Annotated in this window: 22 protein-coding genes and 2 riboswitches; of the genes, 12 read left to right on the top strand and 10 right to left on the bottom strand. The window is 70.4% G+C overall.

Annotation, left to right across the window (positions count from 1 at the left end; genetic code table 11):
* Positions 1-129 precede the first annotated feature (129 nt).
* The 4 genes from EOV43_RS15845 to EOV43_RS06920 form a co-directional block, all read right to left on the bottom strand.
* A complete protein-coding gene (locus tag EOV43_RS15845; RefSeq protein ID WP_277745809.1) occupies positions 130-264 on the bottom strand; it encodes a hypothetical protein in 135 nt (44 codons plus the stop codon).
* 32 nt (positions 265-296) lie between these two features.
* The gene (locus tag EOV43_RS06910; RefSeq protein WP_128220447.1) at positions 297-1,997 is read right to left on the bottom strand and encodes a ribonucleotide reductase N-terminal alpha domain-containing protein; all 1,701 of its coding nucleotides are present in this window, start codon (positions 1,995-1,997) and stop codon (positions 297-299) included.
* Positions 1,997-2,995, bottom strand: coding sequence for a ribonucleotide-diphosphate reductase subunit beta (locus tag EOV43_RS06915; RefSeq protein ID WP_128220449.1), 999 nt, complete (start codon positions 2,993-2,995; stop codon positions 1,997-1,999). The genes EOV43_RS06910 and EOV43_RS06915 overlap by 1 nt, the downstream gene beginning before the upstream one ends.
* Positions 2,996-3,175: 180 nt before the next feature.
* Positions 3,176-3,410, bottom strand: a riboswitch (cobalamin riboswitch).
* Positions 3,411-3,564: 154 nt separating this feature from the next.
* Positions 3,565-4,674: a hypothetical protein gene (locus EOV43_RS06920; RefSeq protein ID WP_128220451.1), complete on the bottom strand. Its 1,110-nt coding sequence runs from the start codon at positions 4,672-4,674 to the stop codon at positions 3,565-3,567.
* Between the two features lie 67 nt (positions 4,675-4,741).
* Positions 4,742-4,869, bottom strand: a riboswitch (cobalamin riboswitch).
* A gap of 295 nt (positions 4,870-5,164) precedes the next feature.
* Here EOV43_RS06920 and EOV43_RS15395 point away from each other — a divergent pair.
* From EOV43_RS15395 to EOV43_RS06985, 12 genes are all read left to right on the top strand, one after another.
* The gene (locus EOV43_RS15395; RefSeq protein ID WP_164878778.1) at positions 5,165-6,700 is read left to right on the top strand and encodes a hypothetical protein; all 1,536 of its coding nucleotides are present in this window, start codon (positions 5,165-5,167) and stop codon (positions 6,698-6,700) included.
* Positions 6,700-7,764, top strand: coding sequence for a hypothetical protein (locus EOV43_RS06935; RefSeq protein WP_128220457.1), 1,065 nt, complete (start codon positions 6,700-6,702; stop codon positions 7,762-7,764). The genes EOV43_RS15395 and EOV43_RS06935 overlap by 1 nt, the downstream gene beginning before the upstream one ends.
* Positions 7,761-8,771: a hypothetical protein gene (locus EOV43_RS06940; RefSeq protein ID WP_128220459.1), complete on the top strand. Its 1,011-nt coding sequence runs from the start codon at positions 7,761-7,763 to the stop codon at positions 8,769-8,771. The genes EOV43_RS06935 and EOV43_RS06940 overlap by 4 nt, the downstream gene beginning before the upstream one ends.
* Positions 8,768-10,261 (top strand): hypothetical protein, encoded by a 1,494-nt coding sequence (locus tag EOV43_RS06945; protein WP_128220461.1) that lies wholly within the window; start codon positions 8,768-8,770, stop codon positions 10,259-10,261. The genes EOV43_RS06940 and EOV43_RS06945 overlap by 4 nt, the downstream gene beginning before the upstream one ends.
* Entirely contained in the window at positions 10,254-11,153 is a 900-nt protein-coding gene (locus EOV43_RS06950; protein WP_128220463.1) for a hypothetical protein, read from the top strand. The genes EOV43_RS06945 and EOV43_RS06950 overlap by 8 nt, the downstream gene beginning before the upstream one ends.
* A 10-nt stretch (positions 11,154-11,163) precedes the next feature.
* Positions 11,164-12,150: an AAA family ATPase gene (locus EOV43_RS06955; RefSeq protein ID WP_128220465.1), complete on the top strand. Its 987-nt coding sequence runs from the start codon at positions 11,164-11,166 to the stop codon at positions 12,148-12,150.
* A 3-nt stretch (positions 12,151-12,153) separates the two neighbouring features.
* On the top strand, positions 12,154-13,050 hold the full coding sequence (locus tag EOV43_RS06960; RefSeq protein WP_128220467.1) for a DUF58 domain-containing protein: 897 nt from the start codon (positions 12,154-12,156) through the stop codon (positions 13,048-13,050).
* The gene (locus tag EOV43_RS06965; protein WP_128220469.1) at positions 13,037-13,513 is read left to right on the top strand and encodes a hypothetical protein; all 477 of its coding nucleotides are present in this window, start codon (positions 13,037-13,039) and stop codon (positions 13,511-13,513) included. The genes EOV43_RS06960 and EOV43_RS06965 overlap by 14 nt, the downstream gene beginning before the upstream one ends.
* Entirely contained in the window at positions 13,510-14,493 is a 984-nt protein-coding gene (locus EOV43_RS06970) for a vWA domain-containing protein (protein ID WP_164878777.1), read from the top strand. The genes EOV43_RS06965 and EOV43_RS06970 overlap by 4 nt, the downstream gene beginning before the upstream one ends.
* The gene (locus EOV43_RS06975) at positions 14,490-15,431 is read left to right on the top strand and encodes a vWA domain-containing protein (protein ID WP_128220473.1); all 942 of its coding nucleotides are present in this window, start codon (positions 14,490-14,492) and stop codon (positions 15,429-15,431) included. Before EOV43_RS06970 ends, EOV43_RS06975 begins: the two co-directional genes overlap by 4 nt.
* Before the next feature lie 16 nt (positions 15,432-15,447).
* Positions 15,448-16,428, top strand: a complete 981-nt coding sequence (locus EOV43_RS06980) for a hypothetical protein (protein WP_128220475.1) — start codon at positions 15,448-15,450, stop codon at positions 16,426-16,428.
* A 98-nt stretch (positions 16,429-16,526) separates the two neighbouring features.
* Entirely contained in the window at positions 16,527-17,270 is a 744-nt protein-coding gene (locus tag EOV43_RS06985) for a gamma-glutamyl-gamma-aminobutyrate hydrolase family protein (protein ID WP_128220477.1), read from the top strand.
* Here EOV43_RS06985 and EOV43_RS15565 read toward each other — a convergent pair.
* From EOV43_RS15565 to EOV43_RS07015, 6 genes are all read right to left on the bottom strand, one after another.
* A complete protein-coding gene (locus tag EOV43_RS15565) occupies positions 17,254-18,282 on the bottom strand; it encodes an HNH endonuclease family protein (protein ID WP_206611416.1) in 1,029 nt (342 codons plus the stop codon). The genes EOV43_RS06985 and EOV43_RS15565 overlap by 17 nt on opposite strands.
* Positions 18,283-18,378: 96 nt before the next feature.
* The gene (locus EOV43_RS06995) at positions 18,379-19,734 is read right to left on the bottom strand and encodes a PAS domain-containing protein (RefSeq protein ID WP_128220479.1); all 1,356 of its coding nucleotides are present in this window, start codon (positions 19,732-19,734) and stop codon (positions 18,379-18,381) included.
* A 176-nt stretch (positions 19,735-19,910) separates the two neighbouring features.
* The gene (locus EOV43_RS07000) at positions 19,911-20,777 is read right to left on the bottom strand and encodes an HpcH/HpaI aldolase/citrate lyase family protein (protein WP_239022257.1); all 867 of its coding nucleotides are present in this window, start codon (positions 20,775-20,777) and stop codon (positions 19,911-19,913) included.
* A gap of 230 nt (positions 20,778-21,007) precedes the next feature.
* Entirely contained in the window at positions 21,008-21,814 is an 807-nt protein-coding gene (locus tag EOV43_RS07005; RefSeq protein WP_128220481.1) for a hypothetical protein, read from the bottom strand.
* 147 nt (positions 21,815-21,961) lie between these two features.
* Positions 21,962-25,291, bottom strand: a complete 3,330-nt coding sequence (locus EOV43_RS07010) for a hypothetical protein (RefSeq protein ID WP_128220483.1) — start codon at positions 25,289-25,291, stop codon at positions 21,962-21,964.
* 43 nt (positions 25,292-25,334) lie between these two features.
* Positions 25,335-26,375: an MDR family NADP-dependent oxidoreductase gene (locus EOV43_RS07015; RefSeq protein ID WP_164878776.1), complete on the bottom strand. Its 1,041-nt coding sequence runs from the start codon at positions 26,373-26,375 to the stop codon at positions 25,335-25,337.
* Positions 26,376-26,456 lie beyond the last annotated feature (81 nt).

Below are 26,456 nucleotides of genomic sequence, written 5' to 3' on the forward strand. Positions count from 1 at the left end.
CTCGGTCGGGGGATACGAGCGAACGGCTGCGTTGACTGGTACTCACGCAGCAGGCCGGCCCGGACCCGCACAGGGGTCCGGGCCGGCCTGCGTCCACCCATGTGCTCGGTCGGAGCGAGGGTCCGTGGATCAGCCTTCGCAGGCCTCGCAGTCAGGCCCGTTCTCGATCGCGCAGACCTGGGCGGGCGTCCAGTCGTCCCAGACCAGGTCGTCGATCGCGTCGGCGCCGGTGGGGGATGTGGCGGGGGAGGTGCTGTCGTTCATCAGAACTCCTGGGAGAAGAGGAAGAGGGAAGGTCACTTCTGCTTGCTGGCCTGAACGCCGGCACGCGAGCGCAGGTAGTAGAGGCTCTTGATGTTGGGGTCGAGCAGGGCCAACTTGTGGACCTTGCTGATCTCCTGCGGGGTCGCGTCGGCGTCGAAGAAGAGGTTCAACGACTGGGCCTGGTCGATGAACGGCTGACGCTGTGAGGCCCGCTCGATGAGCACCGTCTGGTCGATCTCGTAGCCGGTGCGGAAGACCGCCTTCTCGTGCTCGTCGAGCCAGTCGACGTGCTGCACCGAACCGCCGGCGTCGATGATCTCGTCGATGTGGGCGGAGTCGTGGACGCCACGCTCCTTCATCACCTCGACCAGGTTGGCGTTCGCACGCGGCATCTCACCGGCCGACGTGGTCTGGTTCCAGACGTTCGCGACGTACGGCTCGATGCCTTGGCTCGTGCCACCCACGATCACCGCGGTGCTCATCGTCGGAGCCACCGCCATCAGGTGCGAGTTGCGGCGCCCCACGCACCACGCGGGGATCCCGGCGACCTCACCCATCCACCGCGACGCGGCGTCGGCCTGCTCGCTGATCGCACGGAACAGGGCGACGTTGAGTTCGGCCGCCTCCTCGGACTCGAACGGGAGCCGCTTCTTCTGCAGGAGGTCGTGGTACCCCATGACGCCCAGACCGAGGCTGCGGGCCTTCTCGGTGTAGCGCACCGCACGCTCCAGGCCACGGATCGTGCGGGCCTTGCGCAGGAACGCCTCCGCGACGGCGTCGAGGAAGACGGTCGCGACCCACCCCATCGCGAGGTCACCGTCCAGGTGCTTCCACTCGTCGTGGGTGGAGAGGTTCAACGACGACAGCACACACGTGTAGGAGTGGTCGGCGTCGCTGAACAGCGTGATCTCCGAACACAGGTTGGAGGCCTTGTTCTCCAACCCGTGGGCCTTGTACGACTCCGTCTGGGCGGCGTTGACGGTGTCGACCTTCCAGATGTAGCCCTTGCCCAGCACCACCCGGATCTTCAGGACACGCTGGTACCGCTCCAGCGCGTCCCGGTCGCCCGACGTCATTCGGTCGATGAAGGCCTGGGAGAAGATCCACCCGACGTTCTTGTTGGCCGGTTCGCGGAAGATCAGGTCGGCCAACTCGTAGAAGTCCGGGTGATCGACGGGGAGGTAGCCGGCCCACGACCCACGACGCGTCGCACCCTGGGAGATCTGGTTGGTCATCTCGGCGAAGTTGCAGAACACCGGGACGACGCCGTTCGCCCTGCCGTTGTCGGAGAACGTCGCACCACGCGGCCGGATGTCACCGAGGTAGGCCGAGGTCCCGAACCCGTTCTGGCTCATGATCGCGGCTTCCTTGAGGGTCTCGTAGAAACCCCACACCGAGTCCTCGACGTAGGAGCCCTCGCACGAGACCGGCAGGCCACGGTCGGTGCCCAGATTCGCCAGGACCGGGGTGGACGGCGAGAGCCAGCCGTTCCAGATCGCGGTGAAGAACACCTCGTTCCACGGGGTGCCGTCGGGGCGGGGATACATCTCGTCGGCCAGCGCCCCCGCCGTCGCCGCGATCGTCTCGTAACGCTGACGCACGCTCTGGTCGGCGAGGGTGTACTTCGCCGTGAACATCGCGTACCCGGCGGTGGTCATGAACGCCGGCACGTGCCCGGCGTCCTGACCGGCCTTGCGTTCGGAGGACAGGGCCTCCCAGGTGAGGTTCGTCATCAGAACGTGAACTCCGTCTCGCCGATCGTGCGGTTGTACTCGTTGCCGGTGACCTGGAAGAAGTCGTGGAACTGGGTGCCGTTGATGCCGGCGTAGAACCAGTCCGCGATCGGGTTCTCGGTGACCTCGAAGAGCGGGTCCATGCCCATGTTCGCCAGCGTCATGTCGACGCGGGACTTCACGAACGTCAACAGGTCATCCTGGGTGATGCCCGGGATCGGGCCGTGCGCGAAGAGCATCTCCACGATCCGTGCCTCGTGGGCGTACAGGTGTTCGGCGACCTCACGCACCCGCGCGAACAGGGCATCGCGCTCGGCGCGGAACTCCTCGTTCGGCACTGTGCCCGCGTACTCCTCCAGCGTCGTGGTGAAGAGCCACGCGCCACCGGTGGCGTGCAGGTTCTCGTCGCGGGCGGAGAAGTTGATGCCGCTCACGACGTTCTGCAGCAGGTTCTTGCCGCCGGACTGGAAGTGCTTGAGGAACGCGAAGTTGGAGTACAGGACGCAGTTCTCCATCAGCGTGAAGACACTGAGTGCGTACAGCAGGTCGTCGTCGGCGATCGCTTCCCAGACGAACTGGATCCGCTCGGCCAGGACGGGGTCGTTCTTGTAGGAGTCGTAGAACTCCTCGGTGTCGATCATCAACACCTTGTTGAGCTTGGCGTAGAACGGCGCGTGCATGTTGAGTTCGGCGAACGAGAACGCATTCGCCATCATCTGGATCTCGGGCCGGGGGAAGGCGTGGAAGATCCGGTCTCCCCACACCTCACCACCCAGGATCAGCTCGTAGATGGTGAACAGCTTCAGCGTCGTCTTCACCGCCGACTGCTCGGCCGGCGTCATGGCGACGAGGAAGTCCTGCTTGTCGTTCTCGACCGGGATCTCCTCGGCCGTCCAGAAGATGCTGCGCTGCTTCTTCGCCAGGTCCTCGGCGGCCGGATAGTCGAAGACGTAGGCCGTCTTCGGAGTCCGGATCGGTAGACCGCTGGTGTCGATCATGGGGGTCGTCCTTCGTCAGCGGGCCCACCCGGCCCGCTCGTCGTGTCTGGAAGAGGTGCTTCCGAGAACGCGAGGGCCGGTGACGAGGACGAGGGGAACTGACGACGACGGCACGAGACGGCCGTGAGCCTGCAGCGCTCATGGTCCCCGGACCTTCCCTCGAGGTCGCGGAACCCACCCGATGACGGGTGAGCGCTGGCAGGTCTTCGGACTCGTGGGCTGAGGAGACGTGCTCCGGTGTCCTACTGTCCGTCGCTTCCCAAGACGCCCGGCTGGCGTCCCAGTGCTCCCTGTCGATCCAGGAGACGGAGGTCGTTCCCACTCACCGCTGCGGGGCAGTCCCGGAATCTCACCGGGTTCCCTCTTGCGACGACGACCCTGGATGGGACGCCGAACCAGCTGCGTCAGCCACTGTATACGGGAAGCGACAGGCTGTGGGCATCAACATCTAGTGGTTGGCCCGGTACATCGTCGCAGCGACTCCGGCGCGGCGTCGTCCTCCCCCCACTCGCGGGTGAGGGGAGGACGACGCTGGTGCACGGTCTCGTGGGGAGTCCTGGTCAGGGACGTCAGCGACGCACCTTCGTGGTCTTCGCCGACGTCCTCGACGTCGGGGCGTAGCCCTTCCGCGAGCCTGTGACCTTGACCGAGACCCTCGTGCCGCGGTCCTTGGCCTTGAGGGTGTAGGTGCGACCGGTCGCCCTCGGGATCGCCTTTCCGTTGCGCAGCCAGCGGTAGGTGAGTGTCACCTTGCCGGGGCCCCACGCGCCGACCTTGGCGGTGAGCTTGCGACCCTGGACGGCCTTGCCGGACACCTTCGGGCGGACGCTGCGCAGGGTGCCGGCAGTCACCTTCACCGACGACGACACCGTGCTCGAGGCGGTGTGGCCGGGCTTGGTGCCGGTGGTGCGGACACTGATCCGGTGGCCCTTGTCAGCGGCCGTGAGGGTGCGGGTGGTGCGGGTGGCGCCGGAGATCGGTGTCCCGTCGCGCAGCCACTGGTGCGACACCTGCGTGCCGGCGGTCCACGTACCTGTCTTCGCGGTGAGCTTCTTGCCCACCTTCGCCGTACCTCGGATCGTCGACGCGCTGCCCATGACGAGGGGTGCCGGCGCCTCGACGGTGGGAGCCTCGGCCTCCGGGGCGTCGGTGCCGGGGCCCTCGACCACAGGGGTTTCGGCCTCGGAGAACTGCGGCGCCGGTCGCGGCGTCGAGTCACCGAAGTCGACCTGGTAGCGGGCACCGATGGCGACGTTGAGGTTGGTGCCGGTGCTGACGATTCCGTACATGTTCTGGTCCCAGGCGCCAGGGACCTTCGCGCCGGAGAACATCCACCACGACATCCCGTGGTCGTACTCGAAGACGTCGTCGATGCCCTCGACGTAGGTGCCTGAGGCGGTGACGTCGAACCCGACGGCCTCCATCGCGGCGATGTAGGTGGTGCTGGCGCCTGCCTCCACGACACCGCCCACCAAGCAACGGGCATCCCAGCCTTCGCTGGGGACGGACGGGTCGTCGATGCCGCCGTAGTCGACGACGACGCTGAGGCCCTCGTCCTGGGCGCACCAACCGGGATGCCAACTCGCGGCCTGGGCCGGGGTGGTCATCGCAGCGGCGACGGTGAGAGTGGTGCTGAACAGTGCGCTGGCGCAGAGCAGCGCGGTGCTTCGGGTCTTCATGGTTCTCCGGTCCCGACGCAGGAGAAGCCGGTCGCAACCGGCGACCCACTGCAGTCCTCGACAGTGTTGGGGGTCACGGCCACGCGCAGGCATTCCGACTTCAGGACGAGTCCTGTCACGGTTGCGGGTCAGCGCCGGACTTGCACCGGCTTCCCCTGCGACGTACCGGGAGGGACGCTAACCCCTGCGAGGCATGACGCCTGCTTCCGGGGGTGCGCCGCAGTGCGTCACAGGCTGGGTCGTGAGAGGGCCGCACACCCCGGGTTGACGGCGAACCGCGACGGTGTGCAAACATCCGAGACGTTGTACCCAGCGTGGCCATAACGAGGAAGCCGGTGTGAATCCGGCGCTGTTGCGCAACCGTGAGTCGGCTCGTCCGGCAAGTCGGGAACTCGTGGTCACGTCCGTCACTCGTCGTCGCACAAGCGCGAGCTCGGAGGGCCTGAGTTGGGCCTGCCTTGCCGTGTCGTCGTGCGCGGAAAGGCTCCCCGTGCCCCGCTCGTACCACGTCTCGGCGGCCCACCGTTCTGCTCGCGTGGCAGCCACGCGTGCTGCCCACCGCGCGGCGACCGGCAGCCTCCTCGCAGCGATGACGCTCGCAGTCCTGACGCTTGGATCCGCCGTCGCTGGAGCGGCAGATGCGCCCCAGGGCAGTTCGTCACAGGACAGTTCGCCCCAGGGCAGTTCGTCACAGGGCAGTTCGTCACAGCGCAGCGCACTCTGTGACAGCTACGCAGGGGAGTGCCGGATCACCGTCAGCGGTACCAGCCTCGGCGGCAGCGGGGACAGCGTCAACGCCGGACAGACGCTCGGCGCAGCGGCCCAGGGGAACCGGGGCGCCACGGTGGACCTGCAGTTCTTCCGGGTCGAGTTCAACCGGGACGGGGAACTCACCGAGCTGGTCCCGGTGGGCGAACCGGTGGCTCACACCGTCGGCGGCAGCGGTGCGCGCCTGTGGGTCGTCGCGGACCGGACGACGTCCACGGGTTGGGGCTACGTGGGCCTCGCCTCCGAGACGGGCAACGACGTCAGCCAGCGTATGGGCGTCTTTGTCGGGTACGGCGGCAACATGCTCCGTCTCCTCGGTGACGGCTACGCCGACCAGAAACCCGCAGACACCGTCCTGGACCTGCACGTCGTGGGGCAGGTCGCCTCGGTCGGGTACTGGGTGGAGTACCAGGACGAGTCCGGTGCGTGGCAACCGGTGCCGGGCCAGGGACTCACTGCGCCGCAGTTCGTCGACGCGCCAGCCAACGAGATCGGGCACCTGAGCTACACCGTCCCCGCGACCCTCACACCGGGCCGCAGCTACACCTTCCGCGCCAACACCCAGCTCAACTACGCCGGCGGCAAGCTGATCAGCAAGCCTGCTTTCGCGACGTGGACAGTGGTGCCCTCGGCGACACCGCAGGCGCAGGACCGCGGACAGAACTTCGACCAGGACAAGGGCCCTGCAGCGCCCACGCCGTCGGCGGGACCGTCGGCTCCCCAGCCCAGTTCTCAGCCCAGTTCTCAGCCCAGCGGTCAGGCGACGCCGACCCGCCCTGAAGCGTCCGGTGATTCGGCACCCAGTGCCCCGGCACCCAGTGCCCCGGCACCCAGTGCCCCGGCACCCAGTGCCCCGGCACCCAGGGCCCCGACACCGACCTCGCCCTCCGCGCCTGTCACTGCGCCGTCCGCCGTGCCCTCCAGCGCGGCGAACAGTGCGCCTTCCCCGGCATCCGGCACGACGGCGCCCACCACGACGGCGCCCACCACGACGGCGCCCACCGCGACGGCGCCCAGCAGCACGGCTGCCGGTACCGGTGCCAGCGCGTCGGGCACAGGCCCGGTCTGGGGAGAGGAAGCGAGCGCAGACCTGCAGGCCGTCGCCCAACCGGTCGACTCCCGGATCTCCGGACTGGTCGGCGTCGCAGTCCTGCTGCTCGTCCTGGCGCCCGTCACCTGGTGGGTCCTGTCCCGACGGCCCGGCGTCGTCAGCGCGGCGTTCGGCGCGCGCTTCGGAACCACGGAGGAGACGTTGTGATGAGCCTGCCCATGCCAGGTCCGGTGGCGCGGGGCTCCGTGATCGCGGTCGTGGCCCTGGCTCCGGTGCTGGCCGTGGGTTCGGGTGCGCATGCTGCTCCGGACCCTGTGACGCGACTGTGTTCCCACGCGACGATCAGCTGTTCGGTCCAGGTGCCGTCGGTCTGGGGCGAGGGTGAGACCCACTCCGTCGCCGTCACCGGTCAGCCCGGCACGACGCTGCGTCTGCGCGTGTACCGCCTCGTCGCGGTGCCTGCCACGACGTCCGCAGCGAAGAACTCCGCCGGGAAGCACGACTTCGTGGCGTGGGGGAGGCCCTTCACCGCCCGTACCGACAAGCGCGGCTACGGCGAGACCGACGTCGCGCTGCCGCGGCTGCCCGCCGGAACCAGCGGCGGACCCGTCCTGGTGGCGGTGGACGGCGCAGACCTCAACGACCTCACCACCGTCCTGGGCACGTGGACCACCCTGACCTCACGCACCCCCGTGGTGCTCGGTGACGGCTGGGGCACGCACAAGCCGGTGGGGACTGACCTCGCTCTGCAGGTCGAGGCAGTGGCCGAAGGAACCGCCTTCGACGTCGAGATCGAGGACGCCACCGGGTGGCATCCGATCGGGACGACGTCCACCCGCGAGTGCGTCGCGGCTTTGCGTTGCGACGTCGGGTACCGGTTGCCGCGTGGGTTGGCTGGCCGCCAGCACCTGCGGCTGGTCAACCTCACCACCGGTACTCCCGTGCACACCTTCGTGGCGGTCCCTGACGACGCACCCACCTCCGCCGCACCCCTCGCCGGTCCGGCCGTCGGGCCGGTGTCGAGCGCACTCCCCGGAGCCACCGCCCACGGCATCGCCTCCGCGACCGGGCAGGCAGGCGGGCCGGGGACGACCGCGGTGCGACGTCCGCGAGCAGCCAACCTCGAACTCCCCGAAGGCGCCGTGACTGCCGAGGCAACCACTCAGATCCGCAGCGCGCACCCCTCTGCCGCGGTCAGCGGGGCGTTGGCGGCACTGGTGCTGAGCGGCGTCGCCGCGACCGCGTGGATGCTGCGTCGGAGGTCGGCATGAAGACGCTTCCCACCAGTGCGTTGCTGTGGGGTGCGTGGGCCGTGACCGCTGTCCTGACCGTGCTCGTCAGCACCGGATGGACGATCCCGGCCGTCGTCATCCTCGCCGGCGCCCTGACCTGGCCCTGCCTGGGACGGGCGCGTCGAGGCATCGGCGCCTGGCTGATCAGCGCGTGCGTCGCGCTCACCGCGGTCTGGACTCTCCTCGGTGTCGTCCAGCACCGGGAAGGGACCGGCGGTGACGTGCTCTGGATCCTCCCGGCCTGGCAGCCCACCTCCGGTGGCTCCTTCGGCGGCGCCGTGACCACCGGCCAGCTGGAACTCGCGCTGCTGCAGGGGGTACGTGGGGTCGCGGTGCTCACCGTCCTGGGCCTGCTGCACCGTGCCGTCGACGGCACCGGCTGGGTCAGGGCCACCGCCCTCGTCGCCGGCCCTGCCGTCGGAGTGCTCGCCCCTCTGGCCTGTCTGGGCGACGCTCGCTGTGCTCAGGAACTGGACCGCACCGCGGTGCGCCACCACGGTCTCGCACCGCACTGGCGGCTCGGCACCTCGGTCCTCGGCGACCTCTGGGACCGGGCTGTGCACCGCAGCCGGGACCTCGTCGGCGTCGTCGGGACCACACCCGGCCTGATCGCTCCGGTCTTCTCCCTGACGGCGGCGAGCGCTGCATTGCTGCTCGCCATGCGTCGCAGCCTCGCCTCGGGGCCCGAACTAGGGGCGATCGCGCTGGGGTCCGCGGTGCTCGTCGCCGCGGTGGTCGCTCACCTGCGCGGGAGTCGGTTCGAGACGCCGGCCGGAGACGCGGTGGCAGCGGGAAGCGGTGCTGTCGCTCTGCTCGGTGCCCATGTACTCAGTGCCCACATGCTCGGTACCCACGTGCTCAGTGCCCACATGCTCGGCGCCCAGGGAGTGGCCGGCGACGTCGTCGTGACGGCGACGGCGCTGCTGGTACTCCCCGCCGTCGCGCTGGTCGCCCGCCCCGCTACGCAGAAGGGAGACGCCCGATGACGCACGACGGCATTCACGTCCGAGGACTCCGGGTCTGGCTCCCGGGCCGGGGACATGTCCTGGGTGAGGCCACCTCAGGGGCTGGCATCGACGTCGATCTCGGTGGCGTGACCCTGCTCGTGGGGCGCTCGGGGAGCGGCACCAGTCTGCTCCTCGATGCGCTCGCCGGTGACCTCCCGGCCGGCGCGATGGTGTCGGGATCGGTGCGGACACCCGCGACGGCCGGGAGCGGACACGGCGACATCGTCCGGATCCCGCCCGACCTGCCCGACGTCTCGGTGCGCGATCTGTGGGTCGGCCCGGGACGTGCGGCCCCTGACATGGAACTGCTGCACGCCCTGGGCGTCAGCGTCACCGACACCACGCGTACGGCCACACTGCCGTCCGCACTCCGGGCCGCCCTGGCGCTGGCCGCGACGCTGGCCCGTCCGGACGTCGCCCTGCTGCTCGGCGACCAGGTGCTCGGGCGCCTGCGTCCCGAGCACCGTGCCCCGGCGCTGGCTGCCCTCCGACGCCGCGCCCAGGCCGGTACCACCGTGGTGCTGGCCGAGCATCTGCTCGAGGATGCTCTCGCCGCCGCCGACACCGTCGTCGAACTCGTCCGCGGGCAGGCCATGAGCAACCCTGCTGCCACGTGGACCCCGCGCACCCTGCCACTGCCGCCCCAGTACGCGGCCGCTCGCCTGCTCGCTCTCCCGCGTCCCGTGTGGGGGCGTGCCGGAGCGCTCGCGGACGTTCCTGCCGCGAGCTCTGCCGCACCGCGTTCAACGGGACGAAACGTGGGGGACGTGCTGGTCCGAGCCCGCCCGGAGGAGTCCTGTCTGGCGCGCGAGCTCGAGATCCACCACCACGAGACCATCGGCGTGGTTGCTCTCGATCGCGATGACGCCCGTGCGCTCGACGTCGCCCGACGCGTGGTCGCGATCGCCGCCGGACGGCGGGTGCTGCCGCATCCATTGACCCTGCCTGACCGGACCCAGGTCCGCGCCCTGATCCGAGTCTGGGAGCGTCGGCACCAGCTCGGCCGCCGGACGTTCGACGTGGCTGCGCTCCAGCCGCTGCGGCTGCAGGACCTCGTCATCGACCCGTTGCGCTGCACCGACCAGCACAGCAGCGGCGAACGAGCAGCGCTGGCCTGGGCGATGGGTGCCGTCGTGCCCGGACCTCGTCTGTTGCTCCACCCCGAACGCAGCCTTGACGCGACGAGTCGCCGAGCGCTCGCGACCCACCTCTCCGCCGGCCCAGGAACGGGAGCGCCGCACGTGGTGATCAGCCACGACCCCGAGTTCCTGGTCCGCGCCTGTCACCGCCTCGTCCTGCTCGACGGCGACGCCGAGGAACAGGTCGGCACACCGGCCCTGCTCGCCCCCTCGCTGCCGGTCCCGCCCGTGCTACGCCGCCACGGGCTGCGGGTGAACCGGGTCGCCGACCTGCGGGCACCCGCTCTGCCGACCCCGACCCCGACTCTGACGGGAGACCTCCGTGTCTGAGCCGATCGTTCCCTCCGGCCGTCGCTGGCACCGACCCTGGCACCGCGTGGGTTCGCCGTCGGGGTGGCGTTCCCGTGCGGTCACGGCCGTGATCGTCGGGACCGGCCTGGCCTGGTTGGGGTGGCCGATCTGGGACTCCGTCAGCAACCCCGGACTCGCCGAGCTCGTCGCCCGGGCGCCGTGGCTGGCGGCTGCCCTCGTCGTCGGGCTGGTGACCCTCGCCGTCGCCCTCTGGCGTGACGCCGGATGCCGTACCACCACCCTGGGCGCGGTCGCAGTGCTGGTGCTCGGCACCTGTGTGGTGCGAGCGGTGCTGAGCCCGGGGGAGGGCGGCGTCGAGTTCGTGCACGCCCTGCCCCTGCTGGCCGGGATCGCGTTGGGCGGACCGGCCGGTTTCCTGACCGGTGCCACAGCGGCGCTGGTCTCGACCGTCCTGGTCGGAGTGCCCGCCGAGACCCTGCCGATGCAGGCACTCGTGTGGGGTCTCGTCGGGCTCAGCGGCTCAGCGCTGTCCTGGCTGCGCCCCACCACTGCGTGGCTCTGTGCGGTGCCACTCGCCGTCGTTGCCGGCGTCGGGTCGGGCGTGCTCCTCAACCTCATGGGTTGGGGCAGCGAACCCGGCGTCAGCCCCACCCACTTCCATCCCGGCCTGCCGCCACTGGAAGCAGCACGCCGTCTGTGGGCCTACACCCGGGAGACATCCCTGGCGCTCGACGCCACCCGCGGCGTCACCACCGCACTCGTGGTGCTGGCTGTGGGCCGGCCCGTGATCGTCGCACTCCGGGCACTGCCCACCCTGCGTGGTGTCACCACGCCCGCCCCCGCCGATCTCGCACCCCACGCCCTCGCCCGTCGCGAGGACCGTGACCGACTCGACCGACTCTGGAACTGAGGAGAAACACATGGAACCGATCACCCCCGCCGAACTCGAGCGTGCGGTGGCCGTGACCCGGAGCGTCGAGGAGGCGTTCACGGCCACCGTGGTGGGCCAGCGCGGGCTCCTGCGCAGCCTGCTCATCACCGTGATGGCGCGCGGGCACCTGCTGATGGAGTCCGTCCCGGGTCTCGCCAAGACCCTCTCGGCCTCGACGCTCGCTCGGGCCGTGGACGCGTCGTTCTCCCGCATCCAGTGCACCCCCGACCTGCTGCCCTCCGACATCCTCGGCACCCAGGTCTTCGACCCCGCGACCACCTCGTTCGAGACCCGTCTCGGCCCGGTGCACGCCCACTTCGTGCTGCTCGACGAGATCAACCGTTCCTCGGCCAAGACCCAGTCGGCGATGCTCGAGGCGATGCAGGAACGCCAGACCACGATCGGCGGACACACCCATCTGCTGCCGCACCCGTTCCTGGTGCTCGCCACCCAGAACCCGATCGACGAGGAGGGCACCTACGTCCTCCCGCAGGCGCAGATGGACCGGTTCCTCCTCAAGGAGGTGCTCGACTACCCGACGCCGCTGGAGGAGACCGAGATGCTCGGCCGGATCGCCGACGGCACCCTGAGCGCCCCCTCCGGTGGTCCGGTCGCCAGCCTCGACGACGTCGTGTTCCTCCAGGACGTCACCTCCCGCGTGCACGTCGCGGAATCGGTGCGGCGCTACATCGTCGAGCTGGTCAACGTCACCCGCAACCCGGGTGCGTTCCTGGCCTCGGAGACGGCCCGCTACGTCGAGCACGGTGCCAGCCCCCGCGCCTCCATCGCGTTCCTGCAGACCGCCCGTGCCGCCGCGGTCCTGGCCGGACGCGACCACGTCCTGCCCGAGGACGTCGTAGGACTGCGCCACGCGGTGCTGCGCCACCGGCTGTTGCTCACGTTCGAGGCCTCCGCTGCGCGGGTGAGCCCGGACGCCGTGGTCGACGCCGTCTTCGCCGCCGTCCCCACCCCCTGATCCGTGTCCCTGCTGACCCGGGTCAAGACCCGCGCCCAACTCCACGCCCGTCGCCGCGTCACCGGTCTGCTCGACGGCCAGTACGCCTCGGTGGCAGCCGGACGCAGCCTCGACTTCGCCGACCTGCGTGCCTACGTCCCCGGTGACGACGTCGCCGACGTCGACTGGAAGGCCTCGGCCCGCCACGGTGACCTGCTGGTCAAGCGGTACGTCGCCGACCGCAAGCACACGGTGCTGCTGGTGGTCGACACCGGACGCGAGTTCGCCGGCCTCGCGGCCTGGGGACCTCACGGCGGTGACCCGAAGTCCGAGCTCGCGATCACCGTCGCCGGACTGCTGGGGTGGGTCGCGACCCGACACGGCGACTACGTGGGACTGGTCTGCGTCACTGCCGAGGGACCGACGGTGACACGACCCAGCACCCGTGAACTCGACCTCGAACGGATGCTGCAGCTCGTCCAGGCATCCAGCGGACCGGACGCCGCACCACAACGCACCGGCGACCTCCTCGACCACGCTGCTGTGGTGACGAGACGCCGGACGCTGATGGTGCTGGTCCTCGGCGACGTCACCCCCGACGACGCCTTCGAGTCCCGCCTTCGACGCCTCCTGGCCCAGCACGACCTCCTCGTCGTCACCCTGGGGGACGTCGACCCGACCCTTCCGGGACGTGCCGGGCACACCGTCGGTGACGTCGGGACCGGAGGGGTGTTCCCGCGCTTCGCTGCCCGTAGTGCCGCGCTGGCCACCGAGGTCGCGGCGGCTGATGCGGCGCGCGCCGAGGCCCGGACCGCGTTGCTGCTGCGCCTGGCGGTGCCGCACGTGCACGTCACCACTGCTGACGGCGCAGTCCCTGCCGTGATCGACCTGATGGAGAGGAGTCGCCGTGGACGTCGTTGACGTGCTGCGAGCTTCGGGAACTGCCCTCAACCCGCCCGCCGGGTACTCGGCGTGGTGGTGGATCACGGTTGCGCTCGCCGTGCTTGCGCTCCTCGCCCTGGGGTGGCGCACCCGGCTCGTGCTGCGTGGCGCGCGTGACTCCGCACCCGCGGGAGGGCTGGAGAGCCTGCGTGCCCTGACGACGCAGGCCCTGGACGCGATCCGCGACCAGGAACCCGATCCTCGTCGTGCGGTGCAGGAGATGAGTGCGCAGGTACGCCGGTTCGTGGGAGTGGTCTCCGACGGCGACGCCGACTACACGACGCTGCCCGCCCTGCGGTGTGCCGCTGTCAAGGACCCTCGGCTCGACGCCGTGGTGACCTTTCTCGAGCACGTGAGGCCCGGTCTCTTCGACGGTCGGAGCCCTCTCGACGTCGATGACGTCCACCGTCGTGCGCGTGAGGTGGTGCAGCGATGGGTGTGAGCCTGCTCCAGCCGGCCGTCGGTGCCGGAGTGCTCGTCGTGGCGACACTCGCCGTGGCAGTGGCGTGGTTCGTGCGCCGTTCCTCGGGCGCGAGCGCCGACGTGCCCGCCGCCTCCCTCGACCGCGTCCGTGCACTGCCGGGATTCGCGACGCTGGTCCGCGCCGAGACGCGCCACCGCACTGCAGAGGTCGCCTGCCTCGTGCTCGCTGTGCTCGGGGTGGCACTGCTGAGCGCCCGGTGGGTCGGGATCGACGACGACGCCGAGGAGATGCGCAACCGCGACGTCGTGCTCTGCATGGACGTCTCCGGTTCGATGCAGCCGGTGGTCGATGACGTCCTGACCACGTGGACCCGACTCACGCACACGTTGGACGGCGAACGCCTAGCTCTGGTGATGTTCGACGGCAACGCCGTGACGTCGTTCCCGCTCACCGACGACTACGACTACGTCCGGGCCGCCCTCGAGCGGGCACGCGTCGAACTGGCCGACGGCGACCTGGCGGGCACGCGGGCCGAGAGGTCCGGTTCGTCATTGATCGGCGACGGCCTCGCGAGCTGCGCCACCCACTTCGACCGCCGCGACGAGAAGCGTTCACGTACCGTCGTGCTCGCGACCGACAACCTCGTCTCCGGTGACGCCGTCTACACGCTCGCCCAGGCCACTGACGTGGCGATGGAGAACGGCGTGATGGTGTACGGCGTCGTCCCCACCGGGAACACTCCCGTCGCGACCGACGAACTGCGCACCGAGACTGCCCGCACCGGCGGCGACGTGCTGGTCCTGGACCCCACCAGCGACACCACCAGCGTGGTGATCGCCGAGGCCGTGACCAGTCAGCAGAAGAGCGTCATCCTCACCGAGGCCCGTCAACGCAGCTACGACCGGGTGGCTCCCGGAGCACTCCTCGTCGTCGTCGGGCTGCTCGGTGCCTCGCTCACCCGTAGGTCCCCGTCCCACCGAGCAGGAGTGCGCCGATGATCCTCAACCCGGAATGGGTGGTCCTGGCCTTCGCAGCCCCGACGGCCCTGTGGTGCACGGTCGCACTGGCTCGTTCCCTCGCCGGAGTCGAACGCGGTGCGGCATTGTCCCGGCTGTTGGTGGCCCTCGCCGTCGTCGGGATCGGGTTGCGACCCACCGCCACCGAGCAGGTCGAGGTGCCGGTGCCGAGCACCACCGACCTGGTGGTGCTGCTCGACCGGACCGCGTCGATGGCGGCGCTCGACGCCGCTGGGGGACGGTCCCGGATCGAGGCCGCCGGCGACGACCTCGCTGCCCTGGTGACGGCCACACGAGGAGCCGAAGTGACGGTGGTGGTCTTCGACGACGACGCCCGGGTCGCGGTGCCCACCACCACCGACGCGACAGCGGTCGGCTCGTTCCTGCGCTCGGTCGGATGGCGTCCCTCGGTGAAGGCCACCGGGTCCGACGTCTCCGTCGCCGTCGACCTCACGAGCCAGTTGCTGACCGCGATGCAGGCGGCCGACCCCGATCATGAGCGCTACCTGGTCTACGCCGGGGACGGTGAACAGACCCAGAGCGCTGCTCCGTCGTCGTTCGCTGAACTTGCCGACCTCGTGGACGGGGCGCTGGTGCTGGGGTACGGCACCGAGCAGGGCGCGCCGATGCCGGTGGCGCCGGGGGAGACCGAACAGGTCTCCGTGGACGGGGAGGTCCAGCTGTCGAAGATCGACGAGAAGAACCTGAACACCATCGCCGCCGACCTCGGTGCGCCGTACCTGCACCGCACCGACGGCGGAGAACTCCCGGAGTTCGCCTCGGCGGAGCACCGCACGCGCAGCGAACTCGAAGCCGGGGCCGAATACCACTGGTGGATCGCGCTGGGCGCGTTCCCGTTCCTGGTGCACCTGATGGTGCTCGCGGTGCGGGACCTGCGTGAGGTGCGCCGTGAAGCATGAAGGAGCCCACCCCACGATGACGCGACCGAAGACGCGACGGGTGCCGCGCACGGACCTGGACCGCACCGATCCCACCGCCCGGGGACGACGCCGACGTGCCCGGATCGCAGCCGGCGTCGGCACCGTCGTACTGGGGGTGGTGATCGGGATCGGCACCGTGACGACGGCGTCCAACGCACTGGGGGAACGTGCCTGGCGTGCCGGCGACCTCGACGCAGCCCAGCGGTGGTACGGCCTCAGTGACCGTTTCGACGTCACCGAACGCTGGGTGGCGCCCTACAACCTCGGGATCGTCGCCCACGACCGTGGCCAGTGGCGCCGTGCGGTCGAGGAGTTCGCCCGCGCCGCCGCCGTGGTGCCCGACGAGGCCCGCTGTCGGGTGCTGGTCAACCAGGCCGTGGCGCTGGAGGCGTGGGGAGACGCGCTGGTAGCCGCGGACCAGCAGGGCGCGGCAGTGCACTACCGCGAAGCCCAAGGAGTGCTGGCGCGTGCTGAGGGGTGCTCGGCCGAGTCGGAATCAGAGGACGCAGGTGACGAGGCAGCCGAGGAGGCGCCCGAGGACGAGGCGCCGGCTCAGCCCGGTCAGGAGCAGAGCGACCAGCCTGCCGACGATTCCGGTGAGAAGCAGGAGGAGTCCGGTGACGGTGAGCCCGGTGACGGTGAGCCCGCCGAAGGAGAGGGAGAGGGGGAGCCGGGCGAGGGTGAACCCGGAGAGGGCGATGACGGCGAGGAACGTGAGAAGGGTGAGGAGTCTGCTGACGGCACGGGCAGCGGGTCCGGGTCCGAGCAGGAACGCCGTGACGCGGCCAGCGAACGCCTGACCCAGAAGTTGGGGCAGGGGGCCACTCCTGCGTCGCAGCCGAGCGAGAGCACGGCCGAGGAACGCGCCGAGGAGATCGCAGGCCGCAACGCACGAGGTCAGCAGGTCCAGCAGGAGGCTCGTGACCAGAGCGCCGTCACCGGACGCCCCCCGCAGCAGTCAGGACGCACCTGGTGAACCAGACGGTGCCCGAGTCCCCGCACCTGTGACACATCCGTGAAATCTCCGCACGGTTGAATCCCGCGTGTTGCCCCCACGACCACCGAAGGCAGACCATGACGCACCCCCATGTCCTCGTCCTCCACCTGCGCACGGCGCGGCCGCACGACCCCGGTTTCCAGGTTGAGCTCGACGCCCTCAACGACGCCACCCTGGCCGTGCTCGACGGGCTCGGTGCCACCGCTGAGCTGCTGGCCACCTCCGAGGTGGGCTCGGACGTCGTGGACGCGGCGTACGCGAGGGCGGATGCCGTCGTCGTGATGGGTGGCGAGGACGTGCACCCGCGCTTCTACGGTGGGGCGGCGAGCTACCCGGAGCAGGGACACCACGAGGAGGTCTCCGACGCAGTGCAGCTCGACGTCGTCCGTCGTTGCTTCGCCGACGCCACCCCCCTGCTGGGGATCTGCCGCGGACACCAGCTCCTCAACGTCGCTGCTGGCGGGACGCTGGTGCAGCACCTGCCCACCACGCACCTGCACCGGGCCGGGGGCGTCGACCCGTTCGCCCGCACCGAGGTCACCGTGCACGATGCCGACCTGGCCACGGCCGTGGAGGCCGGGCGTGCTGTGCGGTGCACCCACCACCAAGCCGTCGACCGGCTTGGTGCAGGGCTGCGTGTCGCCGCGACCGCTCCCGACGGGGTGGTCGAGGCGGTCGTCGGCGTGGATCTCCCGGTCACCGGGGTCCAGTGGCACCCCGAGCACCCGGCGGAGGCAGACGTCGCGTTGCGTCGTCTCCTGACCCGGACCCTCGCCCAGGCCGGGGCCAGCGCCCAGGTCGGGGTCAGCGCAGCGCGGTGACGCCTGCCTCGGGCCTCGGTACGACCGTGACCGGCGCGACCTCGGTGGCCGCGCAGGCGGTGTGTGAGGTGATCGAGGCCTTCTCGGCCTGGTCGAGCGCCAACGACCAGCGGTACTTCGTGGCGACCCAGTCCGAGAGGTAGCGGCAGGTGGCCGTGGCCAGGGGCGGCATCCACTCGGCGGGGTCCCGGTCGCTCTTGGAACGGTTGGACGTCGCCGAGACGCCCACCAGGGAACGCGGGTCACCCTGGTCGTTGGCGTACGCCTCACGGCGGGCGGCGTCCCATGCCCAGGCGCCGGAGTCATGTGCCTCGCTGAGCGGAACCATGTGGTCCAGATCGACCTTGCCCGCATCGGTGATCACGGCACCGTCGTAGGCCGAGATCCACTGGCCGCCGGTGAGTGCGCACTTGGTGCCGACGGCGGGGAGGATCGTCGCCTCGGCCAGCAGCACCTCACGGCGAGTGTCGCAGCCGTCCTTGGGCAGCAGACCGGCGTTCCAGTGCTTGTAGTTCTTGCGGTCGTAGGTGATCTCCCCGTCGTACTCGGGAGCCACAGTGAGCGCTTCGGTGAACTCAGCGACGGTGTCGAGGACGCCGTCGTCGGTCCGCACTCCGGCCGGGGCGGGAGTGACGACGGTGATGACCAGCTTGGACTTCGTCACCATGCCGGCGGCAGTGCGGGCCGTGTAGACGACCTTGTACTTGCCGGGCTTGGTGGACTTCGCCGGACGCACCTTGAGGTGTGGAACGCCCTTGACCTTGACCACCTTGAGCTTGATCCGGGCGGTGCCGCTGGCCTTGAGCTTCACCTTGCGGAGCTTCCCCAGACGCAGGTCGTTGGCCAGGACCGGCACCTTCACGGCTGCGCTGCGCTGCAGCACCTCGATCCGGTCGACCTTCGCCTTGGGCGACTTCGCGGCATGCGCGGGTGTGGTGAAGAGGGAGAGTGCGAGGAGAGCCGCGGTCAGACCGAGCGCGCCGCGACGGAGCAGGGGGGAAGGGGAAGACATACCGAACCTTGGGGAAGTGAGTGCTACAGCCCCCGCAGGTTGCCATGACGCCGAACACGCCGCCGAGCCGGGGTCGGCTCGGCGGCGTCAGGTGAATCAGCCGGCGACGTTGACGCGCATCGAAGCCAGATGACGGTGCAGGGCCGCGTCGTCGAAGGGCAGGATCGCGTCCGTGGATCGCTGGCTCAGTTGGACCAGGCGTTCGGTGCTCAGCCAGGTGCGGGCCACGGCCGCATCGACGGGTTCGACCTGGTCGGCGAGTGCCGTCGCGGCGTGCCGCAACGTCAACTGCCGCCAGCGACCGATCATCCGACGGAACTCCTCCAACTGGTCGATGGAGGCGCGGACCAGTGCGGAGACGGCGTGCAGGTCGGAGTTCACCTGACGGACCTGGTGGGCCATGTCGGTGACACAGGCGTCGGCGACATCGACCAGCAGCGGCACCGCGCTGAGGGACTCCAGCGGGGCGCGCCCGTCCCACGCCTCGGCGGCGAAGCCCGACGCCATGTCGGTGTAGGTGGCGGCCAGCGCGATCTGGAAACGCATGTCGTTGATGCTGTGGTGCAGACGCTGGAAGGTCTGCGACAGGTCGCGCAGATCGTCGACGGCTGCGGTCATCGGCGCAGACATCACCGCGGCGACGTTGGCGAGCACGGGGGCCCGGTCAGCCACCGAGGCGGAGGCCTGCTGCGCAGCGGTGACGGAGGCTGCCATCTGCTGGGTCAGCGCGAGCGTGCCCTCGGTGGCCTTCGCGAGTTCGGCCGAGAGTTTCTGGTAGGTCGTCAGGGAACGCACCAGGTCCTCCAGCACCAAGGCGACCTCACGGGTGCCGTCGAGGATCCGGGCGACCTCGCCGGTCGCATCGGGGCGCTGGTGTGCGGTCAACGTCAGGCTCTGGCGGGTGGTGCGCTCACCCACCAGCGCGGCCTGCATGAAGGCGTCGTAATCGGCGAAACCGCGACGCTGGAGTGCGGCGACGATCGCAGCACGTCCGATCTCTGCGACCTGGCGTCGGTTCTTGCCGCCGGTCGTGGCGTCCCGTTCGATCGCGAGGGCTTCGTCGTAGACCTCGCGGACCAGGGTCAGGCCGGTGGTCATGGGCGCGACCCGCACCGAGAGGAAGCCGTCGTCCAGCGGGGAGACGACGGCACACACCCAGTACTGGCCACCGTCGGCGGTGAGGTTGCAGACGTAGGTGGCGACGGTGCGGTCGGCCTCGAGGTAGTCCCACATGAGGCGGAAGGCGCCGGCGGGCATCTCGGGGTGGCGCACGATGTTGTGAGGCGCGTCGAGCAGGTGCTCGAGCGGGTACCCCGAGACCCGCGCGAAGACCGAGTTGCCCTGGCGGATCACGCCACGACGGTCGGTGGTGGAGAAGAACAGGTCCGTCGGGCCCATGACGGGCTCAGAGCCGGACTGCATGGATCCGGGCTGGGGGGATGCGTGCTTCACGATGCTCCTGGGGCTCCCGCGGGTCGACGTCCGGGGGAGACGACGATCCACACTCCCGGAAACTTTGGCACGGCGTACCCGAGGCAGGGGAGGAGTTCCGACAGGTGTGGCCCGGCGCACACTCCGCTCAGGAAGGGCGCCGGGCCACTGGCCACGTCAGCGGGTCGTCACACGGTTCAGAAGGTGGCGACGCCGTACACCGAGGCGCGTTCTGCGATCTTCTGGGCACGCGCCAGGCGCGGCTTGTCCGAACCGTCACGGATCACGCGACCGGCGGCCTCGAACTCGGCCAGGAATGCCTGGGCCCACTCGATGTCGGCCGGAGTCGGGGTGAAGTAGCGGTTGACGGCTTCGGGCTGCTCGTTGTTGAGGCAGAGCTTGCCGGTCATGCCCAGCGTCACGGCGTCGGAGGACTGCTCGCGGGTCGCCTTGCTGACGGGGCCGACGGTGGGGCCGTCGACCGGTCCGGTCAGACCGCCGATGCGGGAGGCCAGGACCAGCTTGGTGCGGGGGTAGGCCATCGCGATCGGCTCGTTGGCCGCACCGGTGTCCTTGCGGTAGTCGCCGCTGCCGAACGCGAGACGGAAGCATCCCTCGGCGCGGGCGATCGAGTTGGCCTCCTCGATGCCGAGCGCGGACTCGACCAGGGCCATCACGGGGACGACGCGGCCCAGGCGCTCGTAGGTCTCGGTCACCTGGCCGGCCGACTCGGTCTTGGCCAGCATCACGCCGCTCAGGCCCGGAACACCGGCCAGGACCTCGAGGTCCTGGGCCCAGAACGGAGTGGTGACGTCGTTGATCCGCACCCAGGCCGTGCCGCCGCCACGCAGCCAGTCGACGACGTTCTCCAGTGCCTGGGCCTTCTGGGAGTCGTCGACCGCGTCCTCGACGTCGAGGATGATCTGGTCGGCGTGCCCCAGGTGGGCGGCGTCGAAGACGTCGGGGTGCATGGCCGAGACGAGCTGCCAGGAACGTGCGTGGGCGCTGGCGATGCGCGTGGCCTCCCGTGCTTCACGTCGTGCGGTGAGGTCGTTGACGGTCACTGGGGGTCCTCCGAGAGTGGTTTCCGACTGGCCTCGGACGAGCAGTCCGCGGTGTGCGACCGGAGGTCCCCGTTCCGGCCGCGGTTCCCACGAGTCTAGGCCGTGGGTGCGCGCGAGCGGCACCTTGGTTCGTACGCAGGGGTAACCCCGGCGACGCCTGGCCGTCACACGTCAGTGTGGCGAGGATGTCATGCGCGGGCACGCGGAAATGCACCCGAATGGGGGTGTCATCACCGCAGGGCGAGACGTCGCCGGCCCTGTGCCTGGGTGTTGAAGGCGTCCACCGGTGTCTGTGTGCGGGTGAACAGGGAACGCTGTGGGGCCGTGCTGGCTTCGATGGCCTCTGCAACGCTCGGCGCCGGTCGGCTGCGTCGTTGCCACAGAGAAATGGCGTGGGTGATGGTGGCGAAGACGCTCTCGGCGCAGGTGACGGCGTCGTCGCGCACGGCGAGGTGGAGCTCCTCGGGGGTGCTCTCCCAGAGGAAGCGCGCCGTCGCCTCGAAGAGCTCGGGGTCTGCGACGCGCTGCATCATCAGGTTCGCCGCAACCCGGACCGAGGAGGTGTCGGTCCAGCGCGGGGTCGCCGCGAAGGTGCGGCTGCGCAGGAGTGACTCCGCCTCGCGGACCACCAGGGGTACCGGGAACGGGGCGTAGGTCGCCAGCGAGGCGCTGTGTCCGTCGGCGCCCGAGTAGGCGGTCCATGCCATCCGGAGGGCGTGGTCGACCCGGCGTGCGCGCGCCGGGGCCAGCACGGTGATTGCGTGGGAGGCGTGGACCAGCGCGTCGCGCAGGTGGTCGAGGACCTCGGTGTCGAACGGTTCGCCGGGGTCACCCAGCAGTTCGAGCGCGGTGTCGAAGGCGGTGGCGGCGGAGCGGATTCCGGTCCAGGCCAACGAGCTGCACGGAAGGGAGGGGAAGACCGCGTCGTCCGCTGCGAGTGAGCTCTTGGCCGCCGGGCGGGCGGGGCCGTTCAGGACGGCGTCCCAGACTGGGCGCGAGGAGCGCAGTTCGTCACTTCGACACACGCCCATAGCCATGCGGCCAAGTCTAGGGAGGACGCGATCTCGACTCGTCAGGTACTGCGAAACTCGCCACCCTCGACCTATGTCGTCCATCACAGCGCGATGGGCGGTGGGCCGAGGGTGACGAGTTCAGCGGGCGGTAGCGGGGAACCGGCTGGCGTGTCAGCGGTGCAGGGCGATCCCGTCGATCACCGGCTTGCCGCTGACCCGAATGATCCGGACGGTGCCCTTCTTCAGCGGTCCGAGGCCACGTACCGACTTGAGCACCTGGTGCTTGGTCTTCTTCGACCGCAGGTCGATCACCTTCGACGTCGTGGTCGCGGCACCGCTGCGGATCTCGACGCGCACCTTGCCGCAGGTGGGGCAGGTGGTGGCGACCAGCCAGCCGGCGTGGCCGTTGGTGCGGGGGCCGTCCAGGACGGTGTGTCGTCCGGCAGCGCCGGTGGCTCCCAGACGGGTGGCGGTGCCGGCTGCGTACTTCTTGCCGGCGAGACGCGTCGCCTTGGCCTTCACGGTGCGCTGGCGCGAGCGCGGCGTGAAGGCACGGTCGTCGAACGCGCGGACCGTGCAGGTCTGGTCCGACCAGTCAGAGACGTTGCCGAAGTCGTCCCGCGCACGGGTGCGCAGGCACACCTGGGCGCCGGTGGCGATCTTTGTCAGGGGCACGGTGCGGGCGCCTCGCGTCAGGGCGAGCTTCTGCAAGGACGCAGGCGAGGTCCACCGTCCGGAGGCGCCGGTGGCGGTGGTGGTGCGGACCTGGACGTCCACGCGGGCGGTGGTGGCGGTGCGGGCGTTCACGCGGGCGGAGACCCCGGAACCGGTGACCACCTTCGCGAGACTGAGCGTCGGGTGGTCGGCGTGGCCGACCTGCGGAACGCGCGGCACGGTGACCACCAGCGGGGCGGAGGTCGAGACCTCGAAGGTGCCGCGCGCCAGGACGGTCAGGGTCAGCTTGCCGTGGAAGGAGGCGGGGAGAGTGAACTCGCGCACTCCCGCCCCGATCCGGGTCGGGTTGCGGGTCAGGCCGTCGACGGCGACGTCAAAGCCGACGAGGTCCTGCAGGCCCACCCGCGAGTTGGGGGCTGTTCCGCGGTCCCAGGACCACGCAACGATCGTGCGGCCGTCCGGGGTGAGACGCGTTGACAGATCAGTCGGTGCGGCCGGGGCGAAGTTGCGGCGGGCGTCCTCGACGACCGCTGCGGTGGACCCGGCCTCGTTGGTCGCGGTGATCCGGAACGTCGCCGTGGACCAGGGAGCCACGTACGGGAACGACAGCTCGACGTTCAGGCGACCCTCGCGAGTCCGCTCCACGTCCTGGGGACGCAGGTCGACGGACGCGACCACGGCGCTGCCGATGACGGCCTCGACCCGGTAGCTGGCGACCGGAGGTTCCTGCGAGGGAGCGTCCCAGAGGACGCGGGCGGCGTTCTCGCCGACCTGCACCTCCATGCCGGCCGGACGCGCGGGGCGGGTGGTTCCGGTGGACACGGTGATCGCGGGAGTCGTGCTCACCTGGGGGAAACCGACCCGGACGGTGGCCTCCACTCCCTGACTGACGACGAACGCGAACGACGGAGAGGCGGTCGCGTCGGTCGTGACGGCCACCGGGTGGCCCCAGATGCTGGAGGGGACCGAGATCGTTCGTCGTTCGGCGTTCAGGTCGTTCGTCGGGATCCACCACGGGCTGAGCTGTTCGGCGGGGGAGTCGTGGGGGACGCCGAGAATGAATCCGTTCCCCAGGTACAGGTCGGTCTCGGGAACGTCGAGGACGGTCCAGTCGCCGTGCGAACGCAGGTCCTTCACGACCGACACCCACCCTTGCGAGGTCGAGCACTGGGCCAGAGCGATCGACCCGGCGACCTGAGCCTCGAAGAGCGCCCCGCACTGCGGAGCGGGGTGGCTCACAGAACGGCCCGAGGCGACGTCGCTCAGCACCAGGCGGGCCGGGGCGAGGTCGCTGGTGCCACGCTCGATGCGCCAGGCAACGCCCTGCTGGAGGCCCGTGAAGATCATGGGCTCGGTGGTGCTGGCTCCGGCGGCGACGTCGAAGACACGACCGCTGGTGAGCGCCCACCGGCCGTCGGTGTGGCTCCAGCGAGGAGAACCGCCGCTGCCCAGGTCGCGCACACCGTCCGAGGTTCGGATCTGTGATGCGCCCTGCTTCGGGCTCCAGACCTGCACGGGATCACCCGAGGCGTCACGCCCGGTGAGGACGATCCCCTGGGCGTCCGCAGCGAGGATCTCGGGCGCGGAGGCGCCCTCCGGGGTGACCGTGTAGGCCGACGCGGATGTCGAGGCGAGGCGGTCGTCCGTGACGGAGAGCCGGTCGCCCGATATTGCCAGGTGCTGGACCTGTGCGGAGCGAGGCCAGGTTGACGGCAGCCATTCCACCGCTCCGCTGAGCGGCGTGAGACGGGCCAACGTCGGTACGCCGTCGCGCAGGCCGACGGTCGCGACTCGGGTGCCGTCGTCGAGCGGCACCACCGTCGTCGCCCAGTCGGCGAGCGTGCGCACACCACCGTCGTTGCCGACGAAGACGACGCTGCTGTCACTGCCGTTCGTCCGGGGGGCCTCGGGAGCGATCACCACGCCGCCGGCGACCGGGATCGCCGTCGAGAAGCTGCGTACGACGTCGCGGACGCGCTCGTCGTTCGAGCGCAGGACGTCGACCTCGAGGCGGTCTGCGGCAGGCGCGTCGTCGATGTCGGACGAGCACACGTAGGTGCCGGACTCGTCGCGCACCGTCCAGGCGAGGCGGGTGCCTTCGGGGGTGGTGTTGACGGAGAAGCCGGGTGTGCTGCCGTATCGCGGCGAAGCACAGACCTCCGTGCCGTCGGACTCCGAGCCGTCCGGCAGGGCACGGGCCGTCATCGCGACCAGGTCGACGAGGTCCACGCCGTCCTCGTGACGGACCACGGCGTGGCGTTCGTCCACGACCTTGACGGTGTCGACGTAGCCGCTGCGGGTGCTCGGCAGCGGGCGACTCGTGGAGGAGTCGGGCGTCGAGTAGGAGAGGACGAGCGTCTCGCGGGAGCCGTCGACCCATGGTCCGCGCGCCACGACGTGTCCCGGTACGGCCGCCATCGCGTCGTGCTGCGGGGGAGTCACCGACTGGAACCAGTTCTGCTCGCCCGCGCTGCGGTCCTCCACCCGCGACCATCGGAAGCCGGTTCCGGTGGAGCTGATCCAGTGAGATCCCACGAGCTGGCCCAGTTCTGCGAACCGTCCGTCGTCGGGTGACGTGACTCGGCCGGCGGTGCCGTGGGCATGGATCTGGCGCGACCACTCGGTGCCCGGATCCACGACCCAGATCCCGTCCGTGGTGGCCCCCAGGACGGTGGGGAGTAGCGGGTTCGAGGACTGCGGCAACGCGACGTCGACGACCGGTGCGGGGACCGGGGCAGCGGCTGTGGCCGGGAGCGCCAACGCCGCCCCGGTCGTCAGTCCGAGCACGAGGCTCAGCGAGGCGGACAGGGCGGCGGTGGGACGCATGGGTGCTCCGTGGAGAGGGGACGGCGGTCGGGCAAGCAGCGCGTCAGGCGGACCGGACCTGGACGACGACCTTGCCGACGTTCAGGCCGCCCATCATCTTCGAGAAGGCGAGCGGCGCCTGGTCGAGGCCGACGTAGCGGTCCTCGAAGAGCGGCATGACTCCCTCGGTGAGGAGTCGGCCGACCACGTCGACCTGCTCGCCGACCAGGTCGAAGTGGTCGTAGACGACCATGCCGTGCAGGGTGGCGCGCGCGGCCATGATCGCTCCGGCGCGGACGCGGGTGGGGGCGGCGCCGTTGGACTGGTCGAGGACGCCGATCAGGGAGACCCGGGCGCCGATGGCGAGGTGCTCCATGACGACGTCCATCGTGGCCTGGTCGCCCATGTGCAGGTAGGCGTTCACCTTGTCGGGGCAGGTGGCCTGCAGCTGGTCAGCGAGGTCGTCACCGCGCAGCACGGCAGCGTCGTAGCCGAGCTCCTCGACGGCGACGCGGGCCTTCTCGGCGCTGCCGACGATCGCGACGGCGCGGGCGCCGGCGGCCTTGACCAGGGCACCGGCAACGGCACCGACTCCGCCGGTGGCGGAGGCGACGAGGACGGTCTCGCCGGGCTGCGGGGCGATGTGACGCACGTGTGCGGCGTAGGCGGTGAGGCCGGGCATGCCCAGGGCGCCCAGTGCTGCGGAGGGTGCGACGCCGGCCGGCACACGGACCGGGGTGGTGGTGGCGGCAGCCAGCACGGCTGAGCTGGTCCAGCCGGTGTCTGCCAGGACGAGGTCGCCCACGGCGCGGTCTGCGGACCGGCTCTCGACGACGCGGGCCACGGACTTGCCCGGGATCACGTCGCCGACGTCGGTCATCCGGTCGCCGAGGTGGCGACCGCCCAGCGTGGAGCGCACGTAGGGGTCGAGGGAGAGGTCGAGGGTCTCGACGCGCACCTGGCCCTCGCCCAGCTCGGCGGCAGGCAGGGTGGTCACCCGGAAGTCCTCCGCAGTGGGCACTCCGACCGGGATCGCGGCGAGCACGACGGCAGTCACCTCGCCGGCGTTGTCGGCAGTGGACAGGACCTGTGATGCGTCCGACAAGAGAGGACTCCTTGTTCGTGTGTCCGAGACGGTTTCATGGGAAGATGGAACATAGTTCCGCAGAATGAAACATAGCCGTTG

The organism is Nocardioides yefusunii (assembly GCF_004014875.1).
Classification (GTDB): Bacteria; Actinomycetota; Actinomycetes; order Propionibacteriales; family Nocardioidaceae; genus Nocardioides; species Nocardioides yefusunii.

Coding starts and splice junctions, on each gene's coding strand:
- EOV43_RS15845 (WP_277745809.1), bottom strand. CDS start 264: ATGAACGACAGCACCTCCCCCGCCACATCCCCCACCGGCGCCGACGCG.
- EOV43_RS06910 (WP_128220447.1), bottom strand. CDS start 1,997: ATGACGAACCTCACCTGGGAGGCCCTGTCCTCCGAACGCAAGGCCGGT.
- EOV43_RS06915 (WP_128220449.1), bottom strand. CDS start 2,995: ATGATCGACACCAGCGGTCTACCGATCCGGACTCCGAAGACGGCCTAC.
- EOV43_RS06920 (WP_128220451.1), bottom strand. CDS start 4,674: ATGAAGACCCGAAGCACCGCGCTGCTCTGCGCCAGCGCACTGTTCAGC.
- EOV43_RS06935 (WP_128220457.1), top strand. CDS start 6,700: ATGAGCCTGCCCATGCCAGGTCCGGTGGCGCGGGGCTCCGTGATCGCG.
- EOV43_RS06940 (WP_128220459.1), top strand. CDS start 7,761: ATGAAGACGCTTCCCACCAGTGCGTTGCTGTGGGGTGCGTGGGCCGTG.
- EOV43_RS06945 (WP_128220461.1), top strand. CDS start 8,768: ATGACGCACGACGGCATTCACGTCCGAGGACTCCGGGTCTGGCTCCCG.
- EOV43_RS06955 (WP_128220465.1), top strand. CDS start 11,164: ATGGAACCGATCACCCCCGCCGAACTCGAGCGTGCGGTGGCCGTGACC.
- EOV43_RS06975 (WP_128220473.1), top strand. CDS start 14,490: ATGATCCTCAACCCGGAATGGGTGGTCCTGGCCTTCGCAGCCCCGACG.
- EOV43_RS06980 (WP_128220475.1), top strand. CDS start 15,448: ATGACGCGACCGAAGACGCGACGGGTGCCGCGCACGGACCTGGACCGC.
- EOV43_RS06985 (WP_128220477.1), top strand. CDS start 16,527: ATGACGCACCCCCATGTCCTCGTCCTCCACCTGCGCACGGCGCGGCCG.
- EOV43_RS15565 (WP_206611416.1), bottom strand. CDS start 18,282: ATGTCTTCCCCTTCCCCCCTGCTCCGTCGCGGCGCGCTCGGTCTGACC.
- EOV43_RS07005 (WP_128220481.1), bottom strand. CDS start 21,814: ATGGCTATGGGCGTGTGTCGAAGTGACGAACTGCGCTCCTCGCGCCCA.
- EOV43_RS07010 (WP_128220483.1), bottom strand. CDS start 25,291: ATGCGTCCCACCGCCGCCCTGTCCGCCTCGCTGAGCCTCGTGCTCGGA.